The sequence below is a fragment of the Roseibium aggregatum genome (assembly GCF_014692675.1).
Taxonomy (GTDB): Bacteria; Pseudomonadota; Alphaproteobacteria; order Rhizobiales; family Stappiaceae; genus Roseibium; species Roseibium aggregatum_C.
In genome coordinates, this window is sequence record NZ_JABFCZ010000020.1 from 49,006 (window position 1) to 71,463 (window position 22,458).

Annotated in this window: 30 protein-coding genes; 18 read left to right on the plus strand and 12 right to left on the minus strand. The window is 60.1% G+C overall.

Going from position 1 to position 22,458, the window contains the following annotated elements; translation table 11 throughout:
* The first annotated feature begins 139 nt into the window (after positions 1 to 139).
* From HK439_RS17805 to HK439_RS17830, 6 genes are read left to right on the plus strand one after another with little or no spacing between them, the layout of a single operon-like run.
* Positions 140 to 844: an SDR family NAD(P)-dependent oxidoreductase gene (locus HK439_RS17805; RefSeq protein WP_190292866.1), complete on the plus strand. Its 705-nt coding sequence runs from the start codon at positions 140 to 142 to the stop codon at positions 842 to 844.
* Between the two features lie 6 nt (positions 845 to 850).
* Positions 851 to 1,066 (plus strand): hypothetical protein, encoded by a 216-nt coding sequence (locus tag HK439_RS17810; RefSeq protein WP_190292867.1) that lies wholly within the window; start codon positions 851 to 853, stop codon positions 1,064 to 1,066.
* Positions 1,066 to 1,230, plus strand: coding sequence for a hypothetical protein (locus HK439_RS17815; protein ID WP_190292868.1), 165 nt, complete (start codon positions 1,066 to 1,068; stop codon positions 1,228 to 1,230). Before HK439_RS17810 ends, HK439_RS17815 begins: the two co-directional genes overlap by 1 nt.
* Positions 1,227 to 2,315, plus strand: coding sequence for a Rieske 2Fe-2S domain-containing protein (locus tag HK439_RS17820; RefSeq protein WP_190292869.1), 1,089 nt, complete (start codon positions 1,227 to 1,229; stop codon positions 2,313 to 2,315). Before HK439_RS17815 ends, HK439_RS17820 begins: the two co-directional genes overlap by 4 nt.
* 2 nt (positions 2,316 to 2,317) lie before the next feature.
* Positions 2,318 to 3,082, plus strand: coding sequence for a hypothetical protein (locus HK439_RS17825; RefSeq protein WP_190292870.1), 765 nt, complete (start codon positions 2,318 to 2,320; stop codon positions 3,080 to 3,082).
* Positions 3,079 to 3,285: a hypothetical protein gene (locus HK439_RS17830; protein ID WP_190292871.1), complete on the plus strand. Its 207-nt coding sequence runs from the start codon at positions 3,079 to 3,081 to the stop codon at positions 3,283 to 3,285. Before HK439_RS17825 ends, HK439_RS17830 begins: the two co-directional genes overlap by 4 nt.
* Positions 3,286 to 3,341: 56 nt before the next feature.
* On the opposite strand, the gene HK439_RS17835 is transcribed toward HK439_RS17830, so the two are convergent.
* Positions 3,342 to 4,769 carry a hypothetical protein gene (locus HK439_RS17835; RefSeq protein ID WP_190292872.1) on the minus strand — a complete coding sequence of 476 codons (1,428 nt, stop codon included), beginning with the start codon at positions 4,767 to 4,769 and terminating at the stop codon, positions 3,342 to 3,344.
* Between the two features lie 155 nt (positions 4,770 to 4,924).
* On the opposite strand from HK439_RS17835, the gene HK439_RS17840 reads away from it, so the two are divergent.
* Positions 4,925 to 5,998, plus strand: coding sequence for a hypothetical protein (locus tag HK439_RS17840; RefSeq protein WP_190292873.1), 1,074 nt, complete (start codon positions 4,925 to 4,927; stop codon positions 5,996 to 5,998).
* Between the two features lie 220 nt (positions 5,999 to 6,218).
* Here the strand turns inward: HK439_RS17840 and yidD are convergent, their stop codons facing one another.
* From yidD to HK439_RS17855, 3 genes are all read right to left on the minus strand, one after another.
* Positions 6,219 to 6,539 (minus strand): membrane protein insertion efficiency factor YidD, encoded by a 321-nt coding sequence (yidD, locus tag HK439_RS17845; protein WP_190292874.1) that lies wholly within the window; start codon positions 6,537 to 6,539, stop codon positions 6,219 to 6,221.
* 96 nt (positions 6,540 to 6,635) lie between these two features.
* Complete coding sequence (locus HK439_RS17850) at positions 6,636 to 6,863, minus strand: hypothetical protein (protein WP_190292875.1); 228 nt, start codon at positions 6,861 to 6,863, stop codon at positions 6,636 to 6,638.
* Positions 6,864 to 6,882: 19 nt separating this feature from the next.
* A complete protein-coding gene (locus tag HK439_RS17855; protein ID WP_190292876.1) occupies positions 6,883 to 7,341 on the minus strand; it encodes an iron-sulfur cluster assembly scaffold protein in 459 nt (152 codons plus the stop codon).
* A gap of 303 nt (positions 7,342 to 7,644) precedes the next feature.
* Between HK439_RS17855 and folE the strand changes: the two genes are divergently transcribed.
* Both folE and hisI read left to right on the plus strand, forming a co-directional pair.
* The gene (gene folE / locus HK439_RS17860; protein WP_190292877.1) at positions 7,645 to 8,280 is read left to right on the plus strand and encodes a GTP cyclohydrolase I FolE; all 636 of its coding nucleotides are present in this window, start codon (positions 7,645 to 7,647) and stop codon (positions 8,278 to 8,280) included.
* 35 nt (positions 8,281 to 8,315) lie between these two features.
* A complete protein-coding gene (hisI, locus tag HK439_RS17865) occupies positions 8,316 to 8,768 on the plus strand; it encodes a phosphoribosyl-AMP cyclohydrolase (protein ID WP_190292878.1) in 453 nt (150 codons plus the stop codon).
* An 86-nt stretch (positions 8,769 to 8,854) separates the two neighbouring features.
* Here hisI and HK439_RS17870 read toward each other — a convergent pair whose 3' ends face one another.
* Entirely contained in the window at positions 8,855 to 9,286 is a 432-nt protein-coding gene (locus HK439_RS17870) for a CBS domain-containing protein (protein ID WP_190292879.1), read from the minus strand.
* 149 nt (positions 9,287 to 9,435) lie between these two features.
* Positions 9,436 to 10,203 carry a rhomboid family intramembrane serine protease gene (locus HK439_RS17875; RefSeq protein ID WP_190292880.1) on the minus strand — a complete coding sequence of 256 codons (768 nt, stop codon included), beginning with the start codon at positions 10,201 to 10,203 and terminating at the stop codon, positions 9,436 to 9,438.
* A gap of 478 nt (positions 10,204 to 10,681) precedes the next feature.
* Between HK439_RS17875 and HK439_RS17880 the strand changes: the two genes are divergently transcribed.
* From HK439_RS17880 to HK439_RS17890, 3 genes are all read left to right on the plus strand, one after another.
* On the plus strand, positions 10,682 to 11,326 hold the full coding sequence (locus HK439_RS17880; protein ID WP_190292881.1) for a PAS domain-containing protein: 645 nt from the start codon (positions 10,682 to 10,684) through the stop codon (positions 11,324 to 11,326).
* A 127-nt stretch (positions 11,327 to 11,453) separates the two neighbouring features.
* Positions 11,454 to 12,083: a PilZ domain-containing protein gene (locus HK439_RS17885; protein WP_190292882.1), complete on the plus strand. Its 630-nt coding sequence runs from the start codon at positions 11,454 to 11,456 to the stop codon at positions 12,081 to 12,083.
* A 547-nt stretch (positions 12,084 to 12,630) separates the two neighbouring features.
* The gene (locus HK439_RS17890; RefSeq protein WP_209011914.1) at positions 12,631 to 13,188 is read left to right on the plus strand and encodes a transglutaminase-like cysteine peptidase; all 558 of its coding nucleotides are present in this window, start codon (positions 12,631 to 12,633) and stop codon (positions 13,186 to 13,188) included.
* Between the two features lie 207 nt (positions 13,189 to 13,395).
* Here the strand turns inward: HK439_RS17890 and HK439_RS17895 are convergent, their stop codons facing one another.
* The gene (locus HK439_RS17895; RefSeq protein ID WP_190292883.1) at positions 13,396 to 13,923 is read right to left on the minus strand and encodes a gamma carbonic anhydrase family protein; all 528 of its coding nucleotides are present in this window, start codon (positions 13,921 to 13,923) and stop codon (positions 13,396 to 13,398) included.
* Positions 13,924 to 13,956: 33 nt separating this feature from the next.
* Complete coding sequence (locus HK439_RS17900) at positions 13,957 to 14,283, minus strand: DUF6949 family protein (RefSeq protein ID WP_190292884.1); 327 nt, start codon at positions 14,281 to 14,283, stop codon at positions 13,957 to 13,959.
* A 235-nt stretch (positions 14,284 to 14,518) separates the two neighbouring features.
* On the opposite strand from HK439_RS17900, the gene HK439_RS17905 reads away from it, so the two are divergent.
* Positions 14,519 to 15,241, plus strand: a complete 723-nt coding sequence (locus HK439_RS17905) for a hypothetical protein (RefSeq protein ID WP_190292885.1) — start codon at positions 14,519 to 14,521, stop codon at positions 15,239 to 15,241.
* A gap of 35 nt (positions 15,242 to 15,276) precedes the next feature.
* Here the strand turns inward: HK439_RS17905 and HK439_RS17910 are convergent, their stop codons facing one another.
* The gene (locus tag HK439_RS17910; RefSeq protein ID WP_190292886.1) at positions 15,277 to 15,492 is read right to left on the minus strand and encodes a DUF3126 family protein; all 216 of its coding nucleotides are present in this window, start codon (positions 15,490 to 15,492) and stop codon (positions 15,277 to 15,279) included.
* A gap of 78 nt (positions 15,493 to 15,570) precedes the next feature.
* Complete coding sequence (gene cysE / locus HK439_RS17915) at positions 15,571 to 16,431, minus strand: serine O-acetyltransferase (RefSeq protein WP_190292887.1); 861 nt, start codon at positions 16,429 to 16,431, stop codon at positions 15,571 to 15,573.
* Positions 16,432 to 16,575: 144 nt separating this feature from the next.
* Between cysE and HK439_RS17920 the strand changes: the two genes are divergently transcribed.
* A complete protein-coding gene (locus tag HK439_RS17920) occupies positions 16,576 to 17,388 on the plus strand; it encodes an enoyl-CoA hydratase (protein ID WP_209011922.1) in 813 nt (270 codons plus the stop codon).
* Positions 17,389 to 17,658: 270 nt separating this feature from the next.
* Here HK439_RS17920 and HK439_RS17925 read toward each other — a convergent pair whose 3' ends face one another.
* The gene (locus HK439_RS17925) at positions 17,659 to 18,543 is read right to left on the minus strand and encodes an alpha/beta fold hydrolase (protein ID WP_190292889.1); all 885 of its coding nucleotides are present in this window, start codon (positions 18,541 to 18,543) and stop codon (positions 17,659 to 17,661) included.
* Positions 18,540 to 19,295, minus strand: coding sequence for an alpha/beta fold hydrolase (locus HK439_RS17930; protein WP_190292890.1), 756 nt, complete (start codon positions 19,293 to 19,295; stop codon positions 18,540 to 18,542). The genes HK439_RS17925 and HK439_RS17930 overlap by 4 nt, the downstream gene beginning before the upstream one ends.
* A gap of 234 nt (positions 19,296 to 19,529) precedes the next feature.
* Here HK439_RS17930 and HK439_RS17935 point away from each other — a divergent pair, with 234 nt between their 5' ends.
* The 4 genes from HK439_RS17935 to gpt all read left to right on the plus strand — a co-directional run bounded on the left by HK439_RS17935 (position 19,530) and on the right by gpt (position 22,415).
* The gene (locus HK439_RS17935) at positions 19,530 to 19,775 is read left to right on the plus strand and encodes a zinc-finger domain-containing protein (RefSeq protein ID WP_190292891.1); all 246 of its coding nucleotides are present in this window, start codon (positions 19,530 to 19,532) and stop codon (positions 19,773 to 19,775) included.
* 21 nt (positions 19,776 to 19,796) lie between these two features.
* Positions 19,797 to 20,981 carry an FAD-dependent monooxygenase gene (locus HK439_RS17940; RefSeq protein WP_190292892.1) on the plus strand — a complete coding sequence of 395 codons (1,185 nt, stop codon included), beginning with the start codon at positions 19,797 to 19,799 and terminating at the stop codon, positions 20,979 to 20,981.
* Positions 20,982 to 21,144: 163 nt separating this feature from the next.
* Positions 21,145 to 21,891 (plus strand): competence/damage-inducible protein A, encoded by a 747-nt coding sequence (locus tag HK439_RS17945; RefSeq protein WP_190292893.1) that lies wholly within the window; start codon positions 21,145 to 21,147, stop codon positions 21,889 to 21,891.
* A 14-nt stretch (positions 21,892 to 21,905) separates the two neighbouring features.
* Positions 21,906 to 22,415: a xanthine phosphoribosyltransferase gene (gene gpt / locus HK439_RS17950; RefSeq protein ID WP_190292894.1), complete on the plus strand. Its 510-nt coding sequence runs from the start codon at positions 21,906 to 21,908 to the stop codon at positions 22,413 to 22,415.
* Positions 22,416 to 22,458: the final 43 nt, after the last annotated feature.

The window sequence follows — 22,458 nt, forward strand, 5'->3', positions numbered from 1 at the left end:
GCACTGTTAGAAAGACTCATGTAGCGCGATGATTGACCTACGGCAATTTGACAGCCAGCATTGGGTCTAGAGAATTTTGCGGAGTACCCGGTCACGGGCGAACGGCGCTCGGAGGTTTTCGCGCCGAAGGAGGGACGTCATGAAAGACCGCATTGTCATGGTCACAGGCGCATCGGGAAACCTCGGCAGCGCCGTCGTCGATACGCTTCGGCCCTCGTGTACGGGTATCGTCTGCGTGAATTACAGCGGCGAAGCCACGGAACAGCTTGAGCTTGGCGCCGACGGAAAAGCCGCGCTGCTCACGATCGGCGGCACCGACACCTCCAGCCCGGAAGCCTGCCAGACCGCGGTCGACAAGTGTCTTGCCGCCTTCGGCAGGCTCGACGGGCTCGTCAATACGGTCGGCGGGTTCGGCATGGGCCCTGTCGATGACGACGGCATCGCGCTGTGGGAAAAATTCATGTCGATGAACGCAAAGACGGCCTATTGCATCAGCGCCGCCGTGCTGAAGCCCATGCAGGAGGCGGGCTTCGGACGCATCGTCCACATTGCCGCCGCCCCAGGTCTGAAGGCCGGCGCCCGGCAGGCGGCCTATGCCGCGTCCAAATCCGCCGTCATCCGCCTGACGGAAGCGATCGCGGCAGAAAACCGCAAGCACGGCATCTCCGCCAACTGCATTCTGCCCGGCACCATCGATACGCCGCAGAACCGGGAGGCGATGCCGGATGCGAACACCGATACCTGGGTCAAGCCGGAATCGATCGCCCGGCTGATCGCCTTCCTCATGACGCCGGAAGGCGGCGTGACCACCGGCGGCGCAATTCCTGCAACCGGCAAGGTGTGACCGCCCATGCTGTCATTGTCCGATCCCGTTGCACTGGGCCTCGCCATCTGGGCCGCGATCGGCCTTGTGACAGGGGTCGCGTTTCTTCTTTACGGCATCGACCGGATCGATGAGGCGGCCGAGGGCGCCTATGCGGTGCGGCCGCTGCTGCTTCCCGGGATCGTTCTTCTCTGGCCCCTGGTTCTGTGGCGCTGGCGGGTCCTGTCGAAAAGGAGCCGCTGATGCAGCGCAGGCACCGACGGGCCCATGCCGCCATCTGGACGCTGCTGGCGATTGTCCTGCCTGTGGCGCTGGCCGTCATTTTTCTGAGCTACCCCAGGCTTTCCAGGGATGCGCCGGCCATCCGGCTGGATGAACCGGGCAAGACGGCGGCAGGGCAGTCATGAGCGTTTCCTATCAGCCGGTCATCTGGAACAGGACCAAGATCATCTACGATGCGGTGCTGATCGTGGCGATCGTCGCCTATGTCCTCATTTTCCTGAAACTCGGGCCGATGCTCTCGCCGGCGATGGCGGAAACCAATCCGCCCATCTTGAGGATGCGGGCCTTCGGGTCTCTTGCCCTGATCCTGCTGACGGTGGTGCTTGCGATCGGACCACTTGCCCGGCTCGACGTGCGCTTCATGCCGCTTCTTTATAACCGCCGCCATTTCGGCGTGATGACCGCGATCGTCGCCGCCACCCATGCCTGGTACGTGCTTGCCTGGTATTTCGCCTTCAGCCCGACGCCGCAATTGCTCGCGCTCTTCACCAGCAACACCAGCTTCGCCCAGGTTTCCGGTTTTCCCTTCGAGCTGTTCGGCGTGTTCGCGCTGACGATCCTTGCCGTTCTTGCCGCGACCAGCCACGATTTCTGGCTCTCCTTCCTGTCGCCGGCGATCTGGAAGGCGATCCACATGAGCGTCTATGCGGCCTATGCAGCCGTCGTGCTTCACGTGGCGCTCGGGGCGCTTGCCGACGGCAGGAATGCGGCCCTCGGCGTCTTCCTGTTCGCGAGCCTCGGAACCTTGTGCGCCCTGCATCTGATCGCCGGCAGGCGGGAGCGGGCTGCCGACAAGGCCGGTTCGCCAGAAGTCGACCGGACGGGTTGGATCGACATCGGCGACGTCAGCGAGATCGCGGAAAACCGGGCGATCATCGGGGCCGCCCCCGGCGGCGAGAGGATTGCCGTCTTCCGCTCGAAGGGAAAGCTCTCTGCCATTTCCAATGTGTGTTCGCATCAGAATGGCCCGGTCGGCGAAGGCAAGGTCGTGCTCGGCCTGGTTACCTGCCCCTGGCACGGCTACCAGTATCGGCTTGAGGACGGCTGTTCGCCGCCGCCCTTCAAGGAACGCATCCGCAAGTACCGTGTTGCGTTGTCCGGCACCCGGGTTCTGGTCGATCCGGAGCCCTTGCCGCTCGGAACCCGCTTGGAACCGCTTGCCATCCCCGAAGACACGCTCGCGGCCCCTGCCGCGCCGAGCGGAGGCTGACCATGCTGAAACCACCGGAGCGCGGCTTCTTCGTCGGCTATTTCAAGAAGGTGCCTGCCGACATCCGCAGGCTGATGCTGGTCTTTATCGCAACTTTCATAGGGACCTTCGCCGCCGCCGCCTTCGTCCTGGCGCTGGACACGGACAGCCCGGGTTCGGGATCCTTTGCCGGGCCGCCGCCCGAAGGCGAGATCACCGGAACCATCGACCTGTTGCCCTACCCCGTCCTGCGGGTCGCGGCATCCCCGGGCTCGCCGGCACGGGCGATCATGCTGGCCGGAACCGGAAAGTTCGGTGTGTCGGACCGGGCGGAGAAGCTGAAAGGAAAATCGGTCGTTGTCGGCGGTTTTTTCGTCAAGCGCGGCGATCTTGAGATGCTGCTGGTCGGCGGCAAGATGAAGGCGGAGGATGAACAGCCGGCGGACCTGCCGGTGCCGCAAGCCCCCGAAGACCTTGGCCGCTGGCGTCTGACCGGAGAAATCTGCGACGGAAAATGTGCTGCCGGCGCCATGCGCCCGGGCACGGGCCTTGCCCACAAGGCCTGCGCCAACCTGTGTATCAGCGGCGGCGTGCCGCCCGTCTTCGTCTCCACCGCGCCGGTTGAAGGACGCAGTTTCTTCCTCATGGCGTCTGCCGATGGCGGACCGATGCCGGCGTGGCTTTTGAACAAAACCGCCATCCCCGTGGTGCTGGAGGGCCGTGTCGAGCGCCGCGACGATCTTCTGGTCTTCAAGGTGGACGGGCAAGCAAAGGACGGCGGAACATGAGCGAAAAGACGAAATCGCCCGTCAGGCACCTTGTCGGGCTGACCGCAGCCGTTCTTGCCCTGGCCGTTATCCTGTGGGCTTGGCAGGACGGACTGAATTTCCTGAACGGAACGGTTTTTTCCGAATTGCGCTATCTGGCGTTCGCCGGCTTCGTCGTGGTGTTTCTGACCGCCGTCAACAAGGTGATGGACCGGTTTTTTTAGACAGAACCTGAAAAAAGACTAAGTAACTATACGATCGACATTATTTAAATCAGCGATCAACCATGTAGATGGAGACGTAGCCGAACGCCATATTTGGCCGATTGCGTCCCTGCCGCTGTAACTGCGTTATCAATCCAAGTATCGAATATCTCTAACGCCGCTTCCTCGCTCAAAAGTCCGTGCTGAACGGCTTGATGGAAGTAGTCGAAGTTCTTAACCTCCATTTGCCTTCCATTGATCTCCTTATGGATTGTAGTGACACGTGATCGCTTGTCCACCACCACAGTAAAGCCTCGCTTTCGCAGCTCAGCCCATAGATGCGCAGGATTAAACGCTGTCATAACAATGACATAACCGAAGATAATGTCATACAGAATATGAGCATCCAGCGGCCACCAGAAGAATGGGTCAGTGCCCGTCAACATTGGCGGATAACCGCTGTCGTGATTTCCGAGACTGCTGACAAATAGGCAATTGTCATCCAATTCGTTAGACAGGATTGCCAGTGCAGCATCCTGAACGGGCTTGAGAGCTTTCTCTCTTGGCCCCGTCTTCCTCATCAGCCTTCGCCCCAAACTCGATATCTTGCGGGGCCGCCATGCCCCTATGGTCAGACCTGATCCCGCTTGTCTGAACCGCACTACACGGGTTTCGCTCTTACCTACGACCTGAGCCAAAATGCCGTGGTGAAATTGGGTCTTCATGTCAATGCGGACATCATCCTTCGATTTCTTTTTGTTGGTGAATGCAGCGGATATCTGCTTAACCTGCCGGTTCAGCGTTTCCCTAACGCCTGGTTCCAAAGGGATAGCCTGCTCATCATTTGCGGCATCTACTGGCGGAATAACCAGACTCTTTTCGTCCCCGGCTACAATGCCGAGAGCGATTTGATACTGGTCTTCACCCATATGCTTAGTTTTCAGTTCGCCTACACATGCGATTTTCCCTGAGCTTGGATCATAGAAGCTGACATCGCCCAATCGAAGGATCGATGTAATACCGTGATAGATTACAAAATTTCCCTCAAATCCTTGTAGTTTCTCAACAAATGCCCGTTCTCCAATCCCGCCTATTCCAGGGGGGAGGAGTAATTGCCGTTGGTGCATCGCATGTTGCTCCAAAAGAGCTGGTTCATTACGGTAGAATACCCACGCGAAGCCATCGCCCAGACACCGGCCAATTCCCAGAGCTTCAATGATGACATTGCGGTATTGGGCTAGCTGTGCCATTCGATTATCGAACCATTCAGCACTGTACAAAGATTTGCGGCCGATCAGGCGCCTTTCGGCTGCCTTGATGGCTCGATAGGTCGTGCAGAGGCGCTCGAAAGCCGTTGTGAGACGAACCTGAAAATCAAAGATCGCCTGCCTGGATTTTAGTTTCTTTCGGGGTGTTCGGAGAAACTCCCAGCACCACTGGAAGTGGACATCGGCTGCGTCGACGCTTTCGATCACTAAGCGCTTTGAGATGGACGTCGACCTCATCACATAACCCTTTCCTAGCTCGTAGCTATGGTAACGTCAGTAGCCGGTCCTCTACATTTCAACCTTTAGACGATTCTGTCACACTGATTTAGCCTGCCCGGGAACTAGTGCGGGCTGTATGGTAGGTAAACTTAATGTCTTTGGACGGAGAGCATATGGGCGAGGACGAAAATAGAAGAATTCCGGAGGTGCCCACGTTCTCCGAAGACATCTGGCTTGCTTTGGCTATTGCTTCGGCCGTTTTTACGTTGCTCGGTTTGCTCTTTGCCTTTTGGTGGGTATTTCTTGATCCTGCAGTTGGTGATCATATGACAGAGCGATCTCGTGCTGTGACACCTTTCCTGGCAGCAGGTGCGGCGGCGGTTACGTTTTTCTCGGTGCTTTGGCGCGGGACAATCAATAGTCGGCAAGCGGATGAAGACCGGCGGCAAAACGATAGTCGGGAAGAGGCTGAACTTGCCTTACTTCTAGAAAAGGCTTCCGACTTTGTTGCATCAGAACGTCCCGAGAAGGTCAGCCTTGGCTTAACAATGTTTGAAACAGTCGTTTTGGCTGACAATAGGAAATATGCGGCTCCAGCACTTGAGCTTGTATATGATCAATTAGTGCCCGCGCATCGAGAAAGAGATGAATTTGGGCTTCGCATTATTGGGCAGATCGAGCGGATTTTTATAAATGCGAAAACGAAGAAAAATCTAAAGCCAGAGCGTAGGTGGTTGGATTTTAGCGCAGTACATAAAGAAGGAGGAAGCAAAACGAATCTTACCTTCGATTTTAGAGCAATATACCCTGTTACTTCTGTCATAGGCGCAAAAATCTACGCTGATCCGGAAGAATTGGCAAAACTCAAGGAAGAGGAGGGGCGATGCAGCTTTTCGAAGTGTAATTTTAGTTTTAGTTTTAGCTTTGAGGCCGATGTACCCCTCCGACTGGATAATTGGTATTTCTTCGAATGTGCTTTCTATGGCTTGGATATTTCATATCTCTCGTGGCACTTACGTTCTGCAAAGTGCACGTTCGAGAAATGTGACTTCTCCGGCGCTGTTTTTGAATACTCGGATATCCTCCATTCCAACACGTTCATAGAATGCACTTTTGCCGGTGACCAGCCGCCACAGATTGAGAATATCGTAGAGCCCGACCTGCAGGAAAATTTAGACACAATAAAATTTCTTGCTGAAGCTGCGAATATCTTTCCGGCGATAGAGAAGGATGAAATTCCTTTCTAAATGCATTTTATAAACATGCGCTAGTTAGTGAACGGGGGAAGCTCATTTAAAAACTTCAGATGGCTCGGAATGTTTGTCACAAAAATGTCAGACCCCAATTGACTGCTTTCAGTTACTGCAAGGCACCCTATCATTCCCCTTATGAGATTTCCCGCTTTAAGCCGTTGATATTATTGCAGATGAAAGGGCATATAGTCCCGTTCCTGCACTAGGGACCTATTCAGTCCAGACGATGCTCTTTCTTGATGTGGGCGCCCGTCCAGTGGCCGTAACGCCACGGCCGGAACCAGTTCCGGCCCTTCGGCAGGTGATCCGGAACGGGGTCGTAGCCCGAAGGGCCCCAGGGATTGCATCTCAGGATCCGGGAAAGCCCGATCCAGCCGCCGGCCCACATCCCGTAGGTGCGGATCGCCTCTTCGGTATATTCCGAACAGGTCGGCGCATAACGGCAACCGCGCCCCATGAAGGACGACAGCGTATAGCGGTAAAGCCGGATCAAGCCGATACCGGCGAGCTTCGGCAGGTTTGTGAGAATGTTCATCGTGGGGATCTTATACCAATCGGGTCTTCGGCCGGTCACGATCTATCGGCGGGTATTTCGTCTCATATCGGGACCGATACAACGGATTAAAGCCGATCAGTTGTCCGACGGGCTCCAGCTGCAATTGCGATAGCCGGAAGACGAGCAGCGCGCGATACATTCCTGGCTGCTGTCGACGAAACGCTCCCGGACGCGCTCCCACTGCCCGGACGCGCTGTCGTAGCGTTCGTAATAACAGGTGCCGGCAAAGGCCGCACCGGCGGCAAGCGGCAGCAATGAAAGACCGGCGGCGGCAATCAGGCAGGTTTTGCGTAACTTGTGCATGGAGTGCAGCCTTTCCGGGTCACGCCACCGTCTTCTCGCCGGACGCGGCCTGCCCTGCCTCGATCTGGTCGAGCGCGTCGACGATGGCATCGAAGACCAGCATGGTGGAGGCGTGCCGCGCCTTGTATTCGCGCACCGGCTCCAGGAATTTCAGGTCCTCGAACCGGCCCGTGGGCGGCTCGCCGCCTTCTTTCAGCATGGCGCGCATGGTCTTGCGGACCTCGCGCAGTTCCTCAGGCGTGGCGCCGATGACATGCCGGGCGACAATCGACGAGGACGCCTGGCCCAGCGCGCAGGCTTTCACGTCATGGGCATAGTCGGACACGACACCGTCTTCCAGGCAAAGATCCACGATCACCGTGGAGCCGCACAGCTTGGAATGGGCTTTCGCCGTCGCCTGAGGATGCTCCAGACGCCCGATCCGCGGAATGTTTCCCGCAAATTCCAGGATCCTGGCATTGTAGATATCGTCAAGCATTCTCGCCTCTTCGTGAAACCGGGTGATCACTGTCTGCATTGCAGCCCGCACGTCTTTCCCTATATAGATCAGTCGTTGTCGGTTTTCTGCAAGAGCCTGAGTTAATCGCCCTGTAAGCCAGATAGGCGTATCATCCGCTTCGGAACACCGCGACACAAGCCGGATGAGTTCAATTTTATCCGTGGATCCGCCCCCGGGCGCCTCCACAACCGGACCATCGGCAAATAACAGGTACGGCGGAGTGATCTGCTTCGTCGGGAAGAGCGTATGACGGGTAACCAGGGCAAATTAGCGGGGATCGAAATGGACGCAGTCCTCAAGCAAGTCGGCAAGAAATTCGAGCGCAAGGCTCCCGATCAGCTCAAGCGCCCGAGCCGTGAGGAAGCGGAAGCCGCTGTGCGTACCCTCATCGCATGGACCGGCGACGATCCGGAACGCGAGGGCCTGCAGGACACGCCGCGGCGCGTCGTGAAGGCTTATGAGCAGCTTTACGCCGGCTATTTCGAAGACCCGTTCTCGCATCTGGAACGGATTTTCGAGGATGTGGGCGGCTACCAGGACATTGTCATGGTCCGCAACATCCCCTTCAACTCCTTCTGCGAACACCACATGCTGCCGTTCATCGGCGAAGCTCATATCGCCTATTATCCGGCGGAGGGCGTCGTCGGCCTGTCCAAGCTGGCGCGCGTGGTCGACATCTTCGCCAAGCGGCTGCAGACCCAGGAACACTTGACCTCGCAAATCGCTTCCGCCATTGACGACGCGATCGCGCCGCGCGGGATTGCCGTCATGCTCGAGGCCGAGCATCAGTGCATGACCATGCGCGGGGTGCAGAAACAGGGTGTGTCCACCATCACCACCCAGTTCACCGGAGTTTTCCAGGACGAGCCGGCCGAGCAGGCCAAGTTCATGAGCCTGGTCCGCGGCGGGAGCCGGTAACAGCCCCCGCCTCCTCAAAGGCCAAGGGGTTGCAAGTGACCACGTCCATTTTCGCCGAGCGCGGCGACAAGACCGAAATCGAGACCGGCGCGGTTTTCCAGCCGAAATTCGACAGCGACGGCCTGATTGCGGCCGTCGTGACCGACCACGCCTCGGGCGAGGTGCTGATGGTCGGCTACATGAACGCCGAAGCCCTGCGCCGGACCATCGAGACCGGCGAGGCCTGGTACTGGAGCCGCTCCCGCCAGGCCTACTGGAAGAAGGGCGAAACCTCGGGCCAGATCCAGCACGTGAAGGAAATCCGCACCGACTGCGACCAGGACGCCATCTGGCTCAAGGTCGAGGTCGCCGGTAACGGCGCCACCTGCCACACCGGATTCAATTCCTGCTTCTTCCGCAAGATCGTTACCGACGCCGACGGCGGTTTCCGTCTCGAGCGCGTGGAAAAGGAACGGGTCTACGACCCGAAGGGCGTCTACGGGTCCTGACCCTGATCCATAAAAAAACACGGCCGCAATGACGGCCGTGCTGCCTGCACCTCAATTGACACTGCCCGGAAAGGCCCGTCCTGGCCCTACGCCATGGTGATGTAGGTCCGCATCTGCTCGGCTTCCATTTCCACCTGTGCGATCCTGTACTTGACCGCATCGCCGATGGATATGAGCCCGATGACCTTGTTGTCCCGAAGAACTGGCACATGGCGGAACCGGCCCGAGGTCATCTTGGACATGACATCCATGATCGCGTCCTCCTCCGCGCAGGTTACGACTGCGGTGGTCATCACGCTGGAAACCGGCAGGTCCAGGGCATCCGTTCCCTTCGCCGCAAGCGTCTTGACGATATCGCGTTCCGAAATAATGCCTTCGATGTGCTTGGCCGCATCGGTCACCAGGATGGCGCCGATCCCCTTTTCCGCCAGGGTCGAGCAAATTTCGCGCAGAGGCGTCGCTCCGCGTGCGGTAATCACATCATGTCCTTTTCCATTCAAGACAGCGCCAACGGTCATTTGCCAACTCCTCCTGTTTCCGTGCCAATTCAAACTCAACTATGTGTCCGATATGAGTCCTTGGCCTAGAGGGAACACCGACGCGCGGCGTCCGGTCGGGTATCATGACAAATTATTCGACCGAGGCAAAGTGTCGCAGAGCTTGATTGTTAATATCGCCGCCGCGGCACGGGATCGATCAGGGGAAACAGGGCCAGTCCGGTCAGGAAACCGCCGACATGCGCCTCCCATGCGATTGTGCCCCCGGCACCGGTCAAGGGCGTGCTGTAAAGGCCGAAGACGAGATTGAGCCCGAACCAGGCGACCAGGAAGGTGATTACCTGCCGGTCGGCCAGGGAATGCAGCAGGGGTGCCGCCGGCACCCGGTAGGCTGCTTCATCGGTCCGCCGGATCACACCCAACGGTCCGCCCAACTCGAAGACGAAGCGCACCGCTGCCGCCATATGCCCGGAAATCGCGGCCGAAGCGCCGATCATCGGAGCTTCGGCGCCGAAATGGGTCGCCAGATGCATGAGCGCACCGCCGGCGGCACAGACCGCCGAGAAGACCAGGAACCGCAAGGTTCCGAACCGGCGCGCGACCGCGCTGCCGAACACGATCATCCACAGCATGTTGAAGGCGATGTGGGTGACGCCGCCGTGCAGGAATGCGTAGGTGACGAAAGTCCAGATATCGGCCGCAATCCCGCCGGGCGCGATCCCGCTTGCCAGCACCCCGGGCAGGTAGCGTTCCGGCCAGAAGGCGAAATAGACGATGATCTGGTTGTTCAGCCTGGTCGGAAGCACGTAGGCCTGCAGCACGAACAGCGCGATCATGATCCCGGCAAGCCAAATCACCACCTTGGGCAGATTAAAGACCGGCTCCGGCCCTTCCTGATCGGGCTCTCCCCGCTCGGGTTCGAAAACGTGATGGTTCATCTGAATCCTTCTCGGCGTTGCTCCCAACATGTACGCCAAATGAAGGCGCTGGCAAGGCATGCAGAGACAGACGGTCCGACGGGACACCCGCGTCCCAAAAGAAAACGCCCGCCACCGGTTCCGGTGACAGGCGTTTGTGCCAACATGACGATGGCTGGTCGCGTCCCCCACGCTCCCCCGGAGCAACCTGTTTGGAAACTCCACCGGTCAGGCTCTCTATAGGGGCCAGCCCCCTTTGCGGCCCCTATTGCCTAACGCAGCATTAAGGTGCCGGACTCCCCGGCGCTTGGCAACGACAAGAAACCGTTAACCTTAATTAAGCGTAACGCACCCCGCGGCGACCGTTTTCAGCCATTTGGCACGCCCCCTGCTTATCAGGACCCAAACACGGAGACAGAAGATAAGGTGTCCCGAATTCGGACAGGCGGCAACCGCCCCGCCGGTTTCGGCACCGCTCTTAAGACAGGGGCATAGTCAGATGAAGAACGGCGTATCCAAAACACTCTACAAGTACTGGGATGATCTGCGCGGCGGGCGCCCTGCCCCCAACCGCAGCGAAATCGATCCCGGCCGGATCCGTTCTCTGCTGGGCGATACGTTCATATTGGAAGTGAATTCCGCCCATGACGTGCGCTACCGGCTCGCCGGAACCCGCCTTTGCTCGGCCCACTGCCGCGAATTGAAAGGCCGGAATTTCCTGCGCGGCTGGAACGAGAAGGACCGGGAGGCTCTCGCCAGCCTGATTGCCGCCATTACCGAGGATGCGGCTGCAGCCGTCATCGGAGTGGCCGGCCACACCGAACGCGAGCAGCATCTGCCTATGGAAATGCTGCTTCTGCCGCTGAATGTCCCGGGCGAAGGCCGGATCCGGATCCTGGGCTCGTCCACCCCGATGGAACGTCCCTACTGGCTCGGCCTGCATCCCATTTTGAACCAGTCGATCACCAGCCTGCGCCTTGTCTGGCCGGACGAGCGGCCTTACTTTCTCAAGCCCGGCGAAGGGGTCAATCCGATCCTGCCGCGCTTTACCGCTGAAGGCATGAATCTGCCGCCTTCGGGCCTGCCGCAAGGCGCCGAACGCCAGGTCGGGCACCTGACGGTTTATTCGGGTGGAAAATCGTAAGCAGAAGTGGCCGAGGCCTTACATATCGTTAACCCCGGACCCGTAAACTGCGAGTCCTTGGGACGTGTGCGATGACACCCGTTCCCGGAATACGTGTCAGGCGTAGGGGCAAACGGGTATTACACGCATGGGCGCCGGATTGGCTACAGCAACCGATGGAAGCAGAACGCTTCAAGCAACGGACCGGCGTCGTCATCAGCGTGTATCCGTAAATATTCTCGGCCGTTTCATGCTCGAAGACCGGCGCGAATATCCGTGCCAGGTCATCGACATGTCGCCGGGCGGCATGGCCATGATAACGCCCGTTTCCGGCCGTGTCGGCGAACGGGTCGTTGCCTATCTCGATCACCTGAGCCGCGTGGAAGGACGGATCGCCCGCCTCTTCGACGGCGGCTTCGCCGTCGAACTGCGCAACACGCCGCGCAAGCGCGACAAGATCGCCAACGTCCTGACCTGGCTCGCCAACCGCGACGAGCTCAATCTGCCCGAAGATCGCCGGCACGACCGTTTCGTTCCGAAGAACCCGATCACCAAGATCGTGCTGCCGGACGGTTCGGAACACATGTGCCGCATCATCGACGTGTCCCTGTCCGGTGCGGCCCTTGCCACCGACGTCCAGCCGGAACCCGGCGACAGCATTGCACTCGGCAAGATGCGCGCCCGTGTCGTCCGCCGCATCGAAGGCGGCATCGCCGTGGAATTCGCCGCCATCCAGAACCGGGAACTGCTGGAACACCATATTTCCAGCGACGACTGACCGGTCCAGCCGATTCCTTTGACTTGCGCGGGCGGTTCGGCTGCTCGATATCCGGCCGGAGCGCTCCGGTTTCCGGCACATTTGCGCCTGCAAATCTGCCGCTAAGGAAACCGGCCCGGTCTTTCTTTCGGGAATTGGTAACCCTGCGCACTGGCAGCAGCGAATTTTCTCTCTGAAAAGCTATCCGCAAAAATACCATGTTTCGTCGGATCAGGACCTGCAGACGCTGGTGTTTAATACGTCGCGCCGACGGTCGCGAGCAGGTCTCCAGTCCGCATTGAATATGAATTTCATTCTATTTTTCAGATATTTGCGAAGAACAGGAACAATTTTATTCAATAAAGAGGCAAATACGATTCATAATTGAATCGACTTTTCTTAAAGTAATGATCAAATCTATATAAAGATCTATTCTTGTTTGATATTTTAAATTCTCAAGAAATAAAATCGCATCTGTCATCGTTACGTCAGCCTTGGGGAGGGCGTTACGATGAAATTACATCAGAAATACACTCATCTACCTGCTCTTTTTCTTCTGAGTGCAGTCATGTCCTGGACGGCAGAGGCTTCGCCGAGCCGTTACATGGCCATGGAAACCGTCGTCAAGCCGCCGATCGGCCATGTGCAGTTCTGTAGGGAGAACCGCAGTGAATGCCAGGGCGGAACCAATGCGCCGGTTGTCGTCAAGCTGACGGAAGAAAGATGGAACGAACTGATTGCGCTGAACCACAAGGTCAACAGCCAGATCAGGCCGGTTACCGACGAAGAGAATTTCGGCAAGCCGGAATACTGGACCTACCCGGTGAACGGTTCGGGCGATTGCGAGGAATACGTCCTTGAAAAGCAGCGCGAACTCATTGCCGCGGGCTGGCCGAGAAGCGCGCTTCTGATCACAGTCGCCAAGGATATCCAGAACGCCGGCCACGCGGTCCTGACCGTGCGCACCGATCAGGGAGACATGATCCTCGACAATCAGATCGAAGCGGTCCTGCCCTGGTACTCGACGCCGTACAGGTACATCAAGCGCCAGTCCACGCGCGCTCCGGCGAAGTGGACAGGTATCGCGGATACCAGGGTCACGACTGTGAGCAGTCTGGGCCAATAGGCCTGACGCGGACCAGCGGCCCACCGGCCCGGCTCGGCGTCAGTCATGAAATTGGAGGATTGCCCTTCGGGGCAACGGGAAGATCCGGTCGCGTCCCCACCCTCCCCATCCCTACCACGACCGGATCCAGGGAGTCGGCTAGCCCCCGCAAGCCGGCTCCCGTCCTTTTTTCGGTCGCGTTAAGGCCAAAAACCAATCAGCTGCCGGTCAGACCGGCGACAGTCCTGCCTTGAATCGCTGCCAGTTGCGCACATAGCCCTCGGCGGATCTGGTAATGCCCTCAGCGGCGGCGGCGTCGAGCTGGCGGATCACCTTGCCCGGCATGCCGACGACCAGGGAATTGTCCGGAATAACCTTGCCCTCGGCAATCAGGGCATTCGCCCCGACAATGCAGTTCTCGCCGATCACCGCCCCGTTCAGGATCGTTGCCCCCATGCCCACCAGCGTGTTCCGCTTGATGGTGCAGCCGTGCAGGATTGTCTTGTGGCCGATGGTGCAGTCCGGACCGATGGTCAGCGGGTATCCCATGTCCGTGTGAAACACGCTGCCGTCCTGGACATTGGAGCGTTCACCGATGTGGATCAGCTCGTTGTCGCCGCGCAGCACCGCACCGAACCAGACGCTTGCATCCCGGTCGAGCCGGACGCGCCCGATCACGCTGGCATCAGGCGCGACCCAGTAGCGGTCGTCTTCGGGAAACTCCGGCTGAACGCCGTCGAGATAATAGACCGGCATGCCTTGCCCTCCCCTTTTTATCCGGAATGCCCGTTAGAAGCTTGCGGCGATCGCCAGGGCGCATTGCATGACCAGCAGACCGGAGCAGATGCTCCACATGCCCGCGATGGTCGACGAGGCGACCAGCCAGCCGATCGGCCTGCCTTCGATTCGGCGACCGCGAATGGCGTTCCGCATGATGATGAAGGGGCCGGCGAGCACGCACACGCCAACGGAGGCGATCGTGCCGATCGCGCTATCCACGGCAAAATTGAACCGCGGCGGCTGATCGGTCACCAACTGGTAAAAGCTGCCAATTACGCCTGCCGCGACAAACCCCGCACAACCGATGTACAGCGCGATCATAAGCTGGAACAACATAACATTAACCCTTTGTTAACTTTTGCAAGCTGAAGCTGCTTTAGAATTTGTTAAGGGTCAAATGCAAGCGCCGTGCCGTTTTGAGTCCCGGCCAGCCCGCCTGCGAATCCGGACAGAAATCCCGGCCCATGCTGGAAATGATTAGCAGAACCCCATCCCGTTTCGGGACAGCCGTCTCCGATAGAGACGGATCAGGCACGCGGTCCGGCCAATATGAAACGCCGGGAGCCGGTCGTTGACCTTGCTTGTCCTCCCCGCCTCGAGCGGCGTCAGCCCGAGGTATTTCACCTATCTGACCGCGTCCATGGCGGCTTTGGCCCTGATTTACGTGGCTTATCTGGGGGCGCGCTGGACGGGGTACTGGAATGCGGACATGGAATGGGCCGACGAGCCCGGACGTCGGACCGTTTTCGTCGGCGACCGGGCCTTCGAAGTCCCCGTAAACATGATCCGGGCACCCTCCCAGCGCCTCGGCCTCAACCGGACCGGCGAACGCCTTTCGACCCTGCACCTGGGCGTGATGTGGCCCTCCATGTCCGGTTTCGACAAGGACAATGCGGACCAGTTCGCGTCCTTCGGCAAGGGCTCCAACGTGGTGCTTCTGGATATCGGGCGGAATGCGCGCGGCGAAACCATGCGCGACCGGCTCGAACCGGTCTACAAGCGCCTGGCCAGGGGCGTCGAGGGCCCCGGCCCGGCCGGCCTCAGGATCCTGACGCTTTCAAGCCCGATCGGCGCCCGCGACCAGATCGTCTACGAGCCGGGCAGCGAGACAGGCTTTATCGCCCGTTGCCGGCAGGCCCTGAGCGATCCTGTCGCCATCTGCACGGCCCAGAAGGCCCTGCCCGGCAGCCTTCTCCTGACCTATCGCTTCGAAGAGCCGCATCTGGCCAACTGGGGACGATTGGAGCGGCGGGCCGTGGAACTGGTCCGCACGCTTGAAAGCGGGAAGAAATAATCCAGGGTCAGGCCCCTGGAGGAACCGAAAACGCCTCAGACCTCGTCCAGGTCGATCTCCAGGATCGCCATCTGGAAATTCCAGCTCAGATCCTCGTCCTCGTCGTCGCGGAAGATGACGCCGACGAATTCGTCGCCGATATAGACCTCTGCGGAGTCGTCCTTGCGCGGACGGGCTTTGACCTGAATCCGGTCCAGCTCGAATTTCTGTTTCAGGTAGGCTTCGAGCTTTCGGATTTCATCGGGTTTCACGTCGCTTCTCCTGCGCAATCAATGGGTGGGGTCTGACGCGGACCCTACAGAACTTTCGCCTCAAGCCAACCTACTTCGTCAGCTTTCCCCGTCTTCCTTGACGGCAGACCTGGTGGCGGCCTCATTCTCGATGAGCTGATCCATCGAGCGCGACGGCTCCGCGCAACCGGCCTTGCCGACGATCTTCGCCGGCACGCCGGCGACCGTTGTGTTGGGCGGAACCGGGCTCAGCACCACGGACCCGGCGGCAATGCGCGAGCAATGGCCGATCTCCAGATTGCCGAGAACCTTGGCCCCGGCGCCGATCAGGACGCCGTTGCGGATCTTCGGATGGCGGTCGCCGCCCTCCTTGCCCGTTCCGCCGAGGGTGACACCCTGCAGGATCGACACATCGTCACCGATGGAGGCCGTCCCGCCGACGACAACGCCGGTGCCGTGGTCGATGAAGATCCCGCGGCCGACGGGGACCGCCGGATGGATATCGACCTGGAAGACTTCCGAAGACCGGCTCTGCAGGTAGAGCGCGAAATCCTCGCGGCCCTGCCGCCACAGCCAGTTGGCCAGCCGGTGGGTCTGAAGCGCATGAAAGCCCTTGAAATAGAGCACCGGTTCCAGGAGCCGGTGGCATGCCGGATCGCGGTCATAGACGGAGACGATGTCGACCCGGAAGATTTCCGCAAGCTCCGGTTCGGAAGCCAGCGCTTCCAGATAGGTCTGCCGGATCAGGGACGCGGACACGATATCGCGCCCGAGACGGTCACCGAGACGGTGGACGACCGCCTCTTCCAGCGTTTCGTGGTTCAGCACGGTCTCGTAGACGAACGAAGACAAGGCCGGCTCGCAGGCGACCATGGCCTGAGCCTCTTCCCGAAGCTGACGCCAGACCGGATCGTGAAGCGCCAGATTGGCCGCATTCTGCCGGGGGGACGGGTTCGACATGGCTTGTCTCCTTTTCAAGCCGCAATAAGTGGTTGCCCTAAGATAGGACGCCTGCGGCTAATTCCAAAGTCAAACTTGCCGGAGCATGATCAGGCTGGTTTCTTTGATCTTAACTCGCACCATCTGAAAGTTCTCTCAATGACCATGCCGACCTTGGAAAACGCCCCGAAATCATCCGGAACGTTACGGACCGAAGTGACCGGAGCCACAGGCTGGCTGGTGATCGACAACGCGCCGAGGCGCAACGCCATGAGCCTTGCCATGTGGCAGGACCTGCCGGCGGCAGTCGATGATCTGGTGCGCAACGAACAGGTCCGCGTGATCGTGGTACGCGGCGCCGGCGATACCAGCTTTTGCGCGGGAGCGGACATCTCCGAATTTGCCGAAACCCGGTCCGACGGCGCCAGGGCACGAAGCTACGACGCCATCAACATCGCCGCCTTCAAGGCGCTCAAGCACGCGGAGAAACCGGTCGTGGCGATGATCCGCGGCCATTGCCTGGGCGGCGGCCTCGGGATCGCGCTTGCCTGCGATCTGCGCATTGCCGCCGAAGGCGCCCTGTTCGGCATACCCGCCGCCCGCCTCGGTATTGCCTATCCGCTGGAGGCTATTTCCGACATCATCGAGCCGATCGGTCCCGCCGCCGCCAAGCGGCTCGTTTTCACCGCGGAGCGGATCGATACGGCAACCGCCTACCGCATCGGCCTGGTGGACGAGGCCGTTGCCGAAAATGCCCTGGAGGGCCGCATCGAACACCTTGCCCGAACCCTTGCCGACAATGCACCGCTGACGATCCGCGCCGCCAAACGCGCCATCAACGCTTTCGCCGCCGGGCGCGACAGCGGCGCTCTCGCCCGGGCCGAAGAAGCCGCGCTGGACTGCTTCGAGAGCGCCGACGTGGTCGAAGGCCGCGACGCCTTTCTGGAGAAACGAGCACCGAGATTTACCGGAAGTTGAATCCATTTCTCAACGGCACTTGAATCGCCATTTGAGATACACGAATCAAGACCTCAGCCTGCGCAGATAAATTGCTGAAAAAACTTGCGTTTTTCATCGCCACCCCGAGGAGGCGCAACTTCGTCCTGCTTGAATCAATTTCTGAAGTTACTGTCAAAAATACGGATAATAAAGACAGCCGGGGAAAACCGCCCCTCCTCTCGGCCGACCGGCGCCAGATCATCGCCCCGACGTCCAAAACTCGTCACAAGCCACTGATTTCAGGGACTTTTACGACGCCTCGGCATTCCTGAAGAGCTTGTCCAGGAACGACTGGACGGCTTCCGCGAAAATGTCGTTCCGGTCACCCGCAACCATGTGTCCCGCATTCTTGATATCGGTGAAATGCGCATGGGGCACCAGCTCGATGAATTCCTTTACATGCTCTTGCGAGACAAGCTCGGAATTCTGTCCGCGCACCAGCAGCACCGGCAGTTTCAGGTTTGCCGCCGCCTTCAGCATGATCTGCTGGGTCTCGATTGCGTGACCGTTGTCATTGCCATGCTTTGAAGCAATGAACTTCGGATCCCAATGCCAGCGGTAGCGGCCGTCATCATGCAGGCGCAGGTTCTTCGACAGGCCCGAAAGGTCCTTCGGACGCTTGCGGTTGGGCAGATAGAGCTCGATCGCGTCGGCCGCCTCTTCCACCGTCGCGAAGCCCTCCTCGACCCGCTCGGCCATGAAGCCCAGGATCCGGCTGACCCCGCCGAGATCCATGCGCGGGGTGACGTCCACCAGCACGAGTGCCGCCAGCGCGCCGGGCTTGAGTTCGCCTTCGGCCATCATGCCGGCCAGCCCGCCGAGAGAGGCGCCGACCAGGACGGGCCGCGCCCCGTGGAGCGCCGCCACCCGGTCCGCCACCGCGATCAGGTCCATGGCGTAATCGTGGAATTCGTAGTTGCCGGACGGCACCCAGTCGCTTTCGCCATGCCCGCGCTGGTCCAGGCAGTAAACCACGTGGCCCTGGCGGGCGATGCTTTCTGCCGCTGCATCCCAGGAATAGCGGGTCTGGCCGCCGCCGTGAAGCAGGATAACCGGCTGGCCGGTCTCCCCGTGCCGGTCCGCGACCAGGCGGTTACCTTCATTTCCGGTGAATTCGATCCGCGTGCCGGTCATGCCTCACTCCCATCCAGAAATTCCAGAACGCCCTGCTTGTAGACCTTGTCGCCGACTGCGACCATGTGATCCCGGTTCGGGATTTCCAGGATCCGTGCATCCTGCATCAAATCGGCCAGCCGTTGCGGCGAGCCGGCGATATCGTCCTTGGTTCCCACCGCGATCAGCGCCGGCCGCGTAATGCCCGCGACATCCGCCTCGGAGATTTTCTGGCGCGAGGAGCGGATACAGGCGGCCAGCGCCAGCCGGTCGGACCGGGTCTGGTCGGCAAAGGCCCGGAAGGCGCGCCCGGTGCGGTCCGTCACGTCCTGCAGCCGTTCGGCCTCCAAAGCGGTAGCAATCGGCTCCGGATCGCCGACGCCGGACACCATGCCGTAGCCCAGCCCGCCGAAAATCACACGATTGACCCGGTCGGGATGATTGAGGGTCAGGAAGGCCGCGATGCGCGCGCCCATGGAATAGCCCATCACATCCGTGCGCCCGATGCCGAGATGATCCAGCAGCTTGCGCGCATCCTCCGCCATGATCGGCGCGCCATAGGCTGCCGGATCGTAGAATTTGCTGCTTTCGCCGTGACCGCGATTATCGACGGCGATCACCCGGCGTCCCGATTTCACCAGAAGATCGACCCATCCCGGATAGACCCAGTTGATATTCTTGTTGGACGCAAAGCCGTGAATGAGCAGGATCGGCTCGCCCGCGCCCTCGTCGAGATAGGCGATGTCGACTCCGTCCAGGTGAAATTGCGGCATGGTTGAGACTTACTCTTACGTAAAGGGAACCTTTTGTCCCGTTAGCTTATGTCCATTGACGCCGTCTGGTAAAGTCTTCTTCGCGTCTCCGGTTCAGGCGCCGCATCAACGGCGGTCGAAATGCCGGGGCACGGGACAATCGACAATTCACTTTTCTGCCCCCCTACCCTTTTGCCGAACAAACCAGTATGGTCCGCAGCGAATTGCCCACTTCTAACGGAATGGATTGAACCCATGGCGGATCAGATCGTCCCGCACTTCCAGAACTCCAGCGGCCACGATTCAATTGCAATCGGCGCACGTGAATTCATGTGCATCGGCGCAAATCCCCCCTTCGACCATCCGCATGTCTTTCTGGACATGGGTGACGAGAATGAAGTCGTCTGCCCGTATTGCTCCACGCTCTACAAGTACGACGCGACCCTGAAACCCACCGAATCCTCCCCGAACGACTGCATCTGGACCCCGGAAGCAGCCTGACCGGAACCTCCGGTACCATTCATGGACCTTCCAGTCGTCATCGCCGGCGCAGGGATCGGCGGATTAAGCGCGGCACTGGCGCTCGGCGCCGGGGGACATGATGTGCTTGTGGTCGAGAAGGCCGACGAACTGGCCGAGGTCGGCGCCGGACTGCAATTGTCGCCCAATGCCTGCCGCGTCCTGGACGATCTCGGTGTTCTGGACAGCCTGATGCCGCATGCGGTCGCCCCCGGCGGGATCCGTATCGGCTCCGGCCGCACGGGTAGGGAAATCGTGAAGATCGAACTGGGAGAGCGGATCGCGGCCCGTCATGGCGCGCCCTATCTCGTCGTTCACCGCGCCGATCTGCAAAAGGCCCTGTTCGACCGCGCCCTGCACCAGGGACGGATCGATATCCGGCTGGGCAGCGAGATCCTGGAGGTCGGCGACACCCCCGACGGCACACTGCAGTGCCATGTCCGGTCAGGCGGCGTGATTGCTCAGATAACCGCCAGGGCCCTGATCGGCGCCGACGGCGTCTGGTCCAGGGTCCGCGAACGGGTTTCCGGTCACGCACAGGCGAAATACACCGGCCTGACGGCCTACCGGGCGACCCTGCCGGCGGAAAAGGTCAATGGCGATCTGCTTGCCGACACCGGCCTCTGGCTTGGTCCTGACGCCCATCTCGTACACTATCCCATTCGCGCAGGACGGGAATTCAACCTCGTCGCGCTGGTACCGGAAAAATGGACCGAGGAAGGCTGGTCGGCGACAGCGGATCGGGAAACCCTGTTGGGCCATTTCCGCGCCTGGGCGCCGAACGTGAGATCCCTGCTGGAAAAGCCGGACACATGGCTCAAATGGGCATTGTGCGGTGTCGACGCGGAAGGCCCCTGGAGCGACGGCAGGATCGCGCTCCTCGGCGATGCCGCCCACGCCATGCTGCCCTTTGCGGCCCAGGGCGCGGCCATGGCGATCGAGGACGCTGCCGTCCTTGCGCATCTCTTCCCGCGGTCCGCAACCGACATCCGCGCCGTTTTCAGGGCCTACGAGGCCGCCCGCAAGCGGCGGGTGAAGAAGGTGCAGAAAACGGCAGCCGAAAACGGCCGCATCTATCACCTGGGCGGCCCGCTGGCGGTCGGCCGCGATACGGTGATGAAACTGATGCGCCCGGACCGCCTGTCCGCGCGCCAGGACTGGATCTACGGCTGGACGCCGCCACGCTAGGGCCAATCGACATTCAGGATGCGATGGATGGTTTCCCTCAGCGAAACCTTGAGCCGCGCCTGAGTCTGGGCTAAAGGCTTCCCCCAACCAATTTCCAGCCAACACTGTCTGGCGACAATGGTTGGGCCGAAAATGTCTGGCCAAAATATTTGGGAGCTCTGCCATGACGGCGGATAAGGAAGAGGACGCGGTCACCGCCGGGTTCCTCGTCATCGGCGACGAAATTTTATCCGGTCGGACCAAGGACAAGAACATCGGTTTTCTGGCCGATTACCTGACCGCGATCGGGATCGACCTGTGCGAAGTGCGCATCGTGCCGGACGTGACTGCCCGGATCGTCGAGGCGGTCAACGCGCTGCGCAGCCGGTATACCTATGTCTTCACCTCCGGCGGAATCGGTCCCACCCATGACGACATCACCGCCGATAGCATCGCCGAAGCCTTCGGCGTCGGCATCGATGTCGACCCCAGGGCCAGGGCAATTCTCGAGGCCCACTTCCCCGCCGGTCAGCTCACGCCGGCACGGCTGCGCATGGCGCGGATCCCCGACGGCGCGGACCTGATTCAGAACTCCGTTTCCAAGGCCCCGGGCTTCCGGATCGAGAACGTCCACGTGATGGCAGGCGTTCCCTCCATCATGCAGGCCATGCTCGATGCGATCGCGCCGACCCTGAAGACCGGCCGGAAGATGCTGTCGCGGACCGTCGATGCGGACCTTCCGGAAAGCCGGATCGCCGAAGCCCTGCGCGACATTCAGGACGCATTTCCCGAAACGCTGATCGGTTCCTATCCGCGCACGACCGACGGACGTTTCACCACCCAGATCGTCGTCCGCTCGCGGGACGAAGCCATTATGAACCGGGCAGCCGATGCCGTGGCGGACGCAGTCCGCGAGGCTGTCGGACAATAGTTGAAGGAAAACCCATGGAATCCAGCCAACAGAACAAAGCCTTCCCGGTCTCCTGGGACATGTTCCACCGGGACGCCCGGGCGCTGGCGTGGCGCCTGTCCGGACAAGGCGAGTGGAAGGCCATTGTCTGCATCACCCGCGGCGGCCTAGTGCCCGCGGCCATTGTCGCCCGCGAACTCGGCATCCGCACCATCGAAACCGTGTGCATCGCCTCCTATCACGACTACGAAAACCAGGGCGAACTCAAGGTGATCAAGCCGATCGACCCCAAGGTGGTCGATCTGGAAGAGGGTCAGGGCAGCGGCGTTCTGGTGATCGACGATCTGGTCGATACCGGAAAGACGGCCAAGGTCGTCCGCGAGATGCTGCCCAAGGCCCATTTCGCCACCGTCTACGCCAAGCCGATCGGCTGTCCGATGGTCGACACCTTCGTGACCGAGGTCTCCCAGGACACCTGGATCTATTTCCCCTGGGACATGGGCTGGCAGTTCCAGCCGCCGTTGGCAAAGGACAGCGCAGGCTGAACCTCACGCGGATTTGATATCAGCCTGTACACAGACTGGCCAC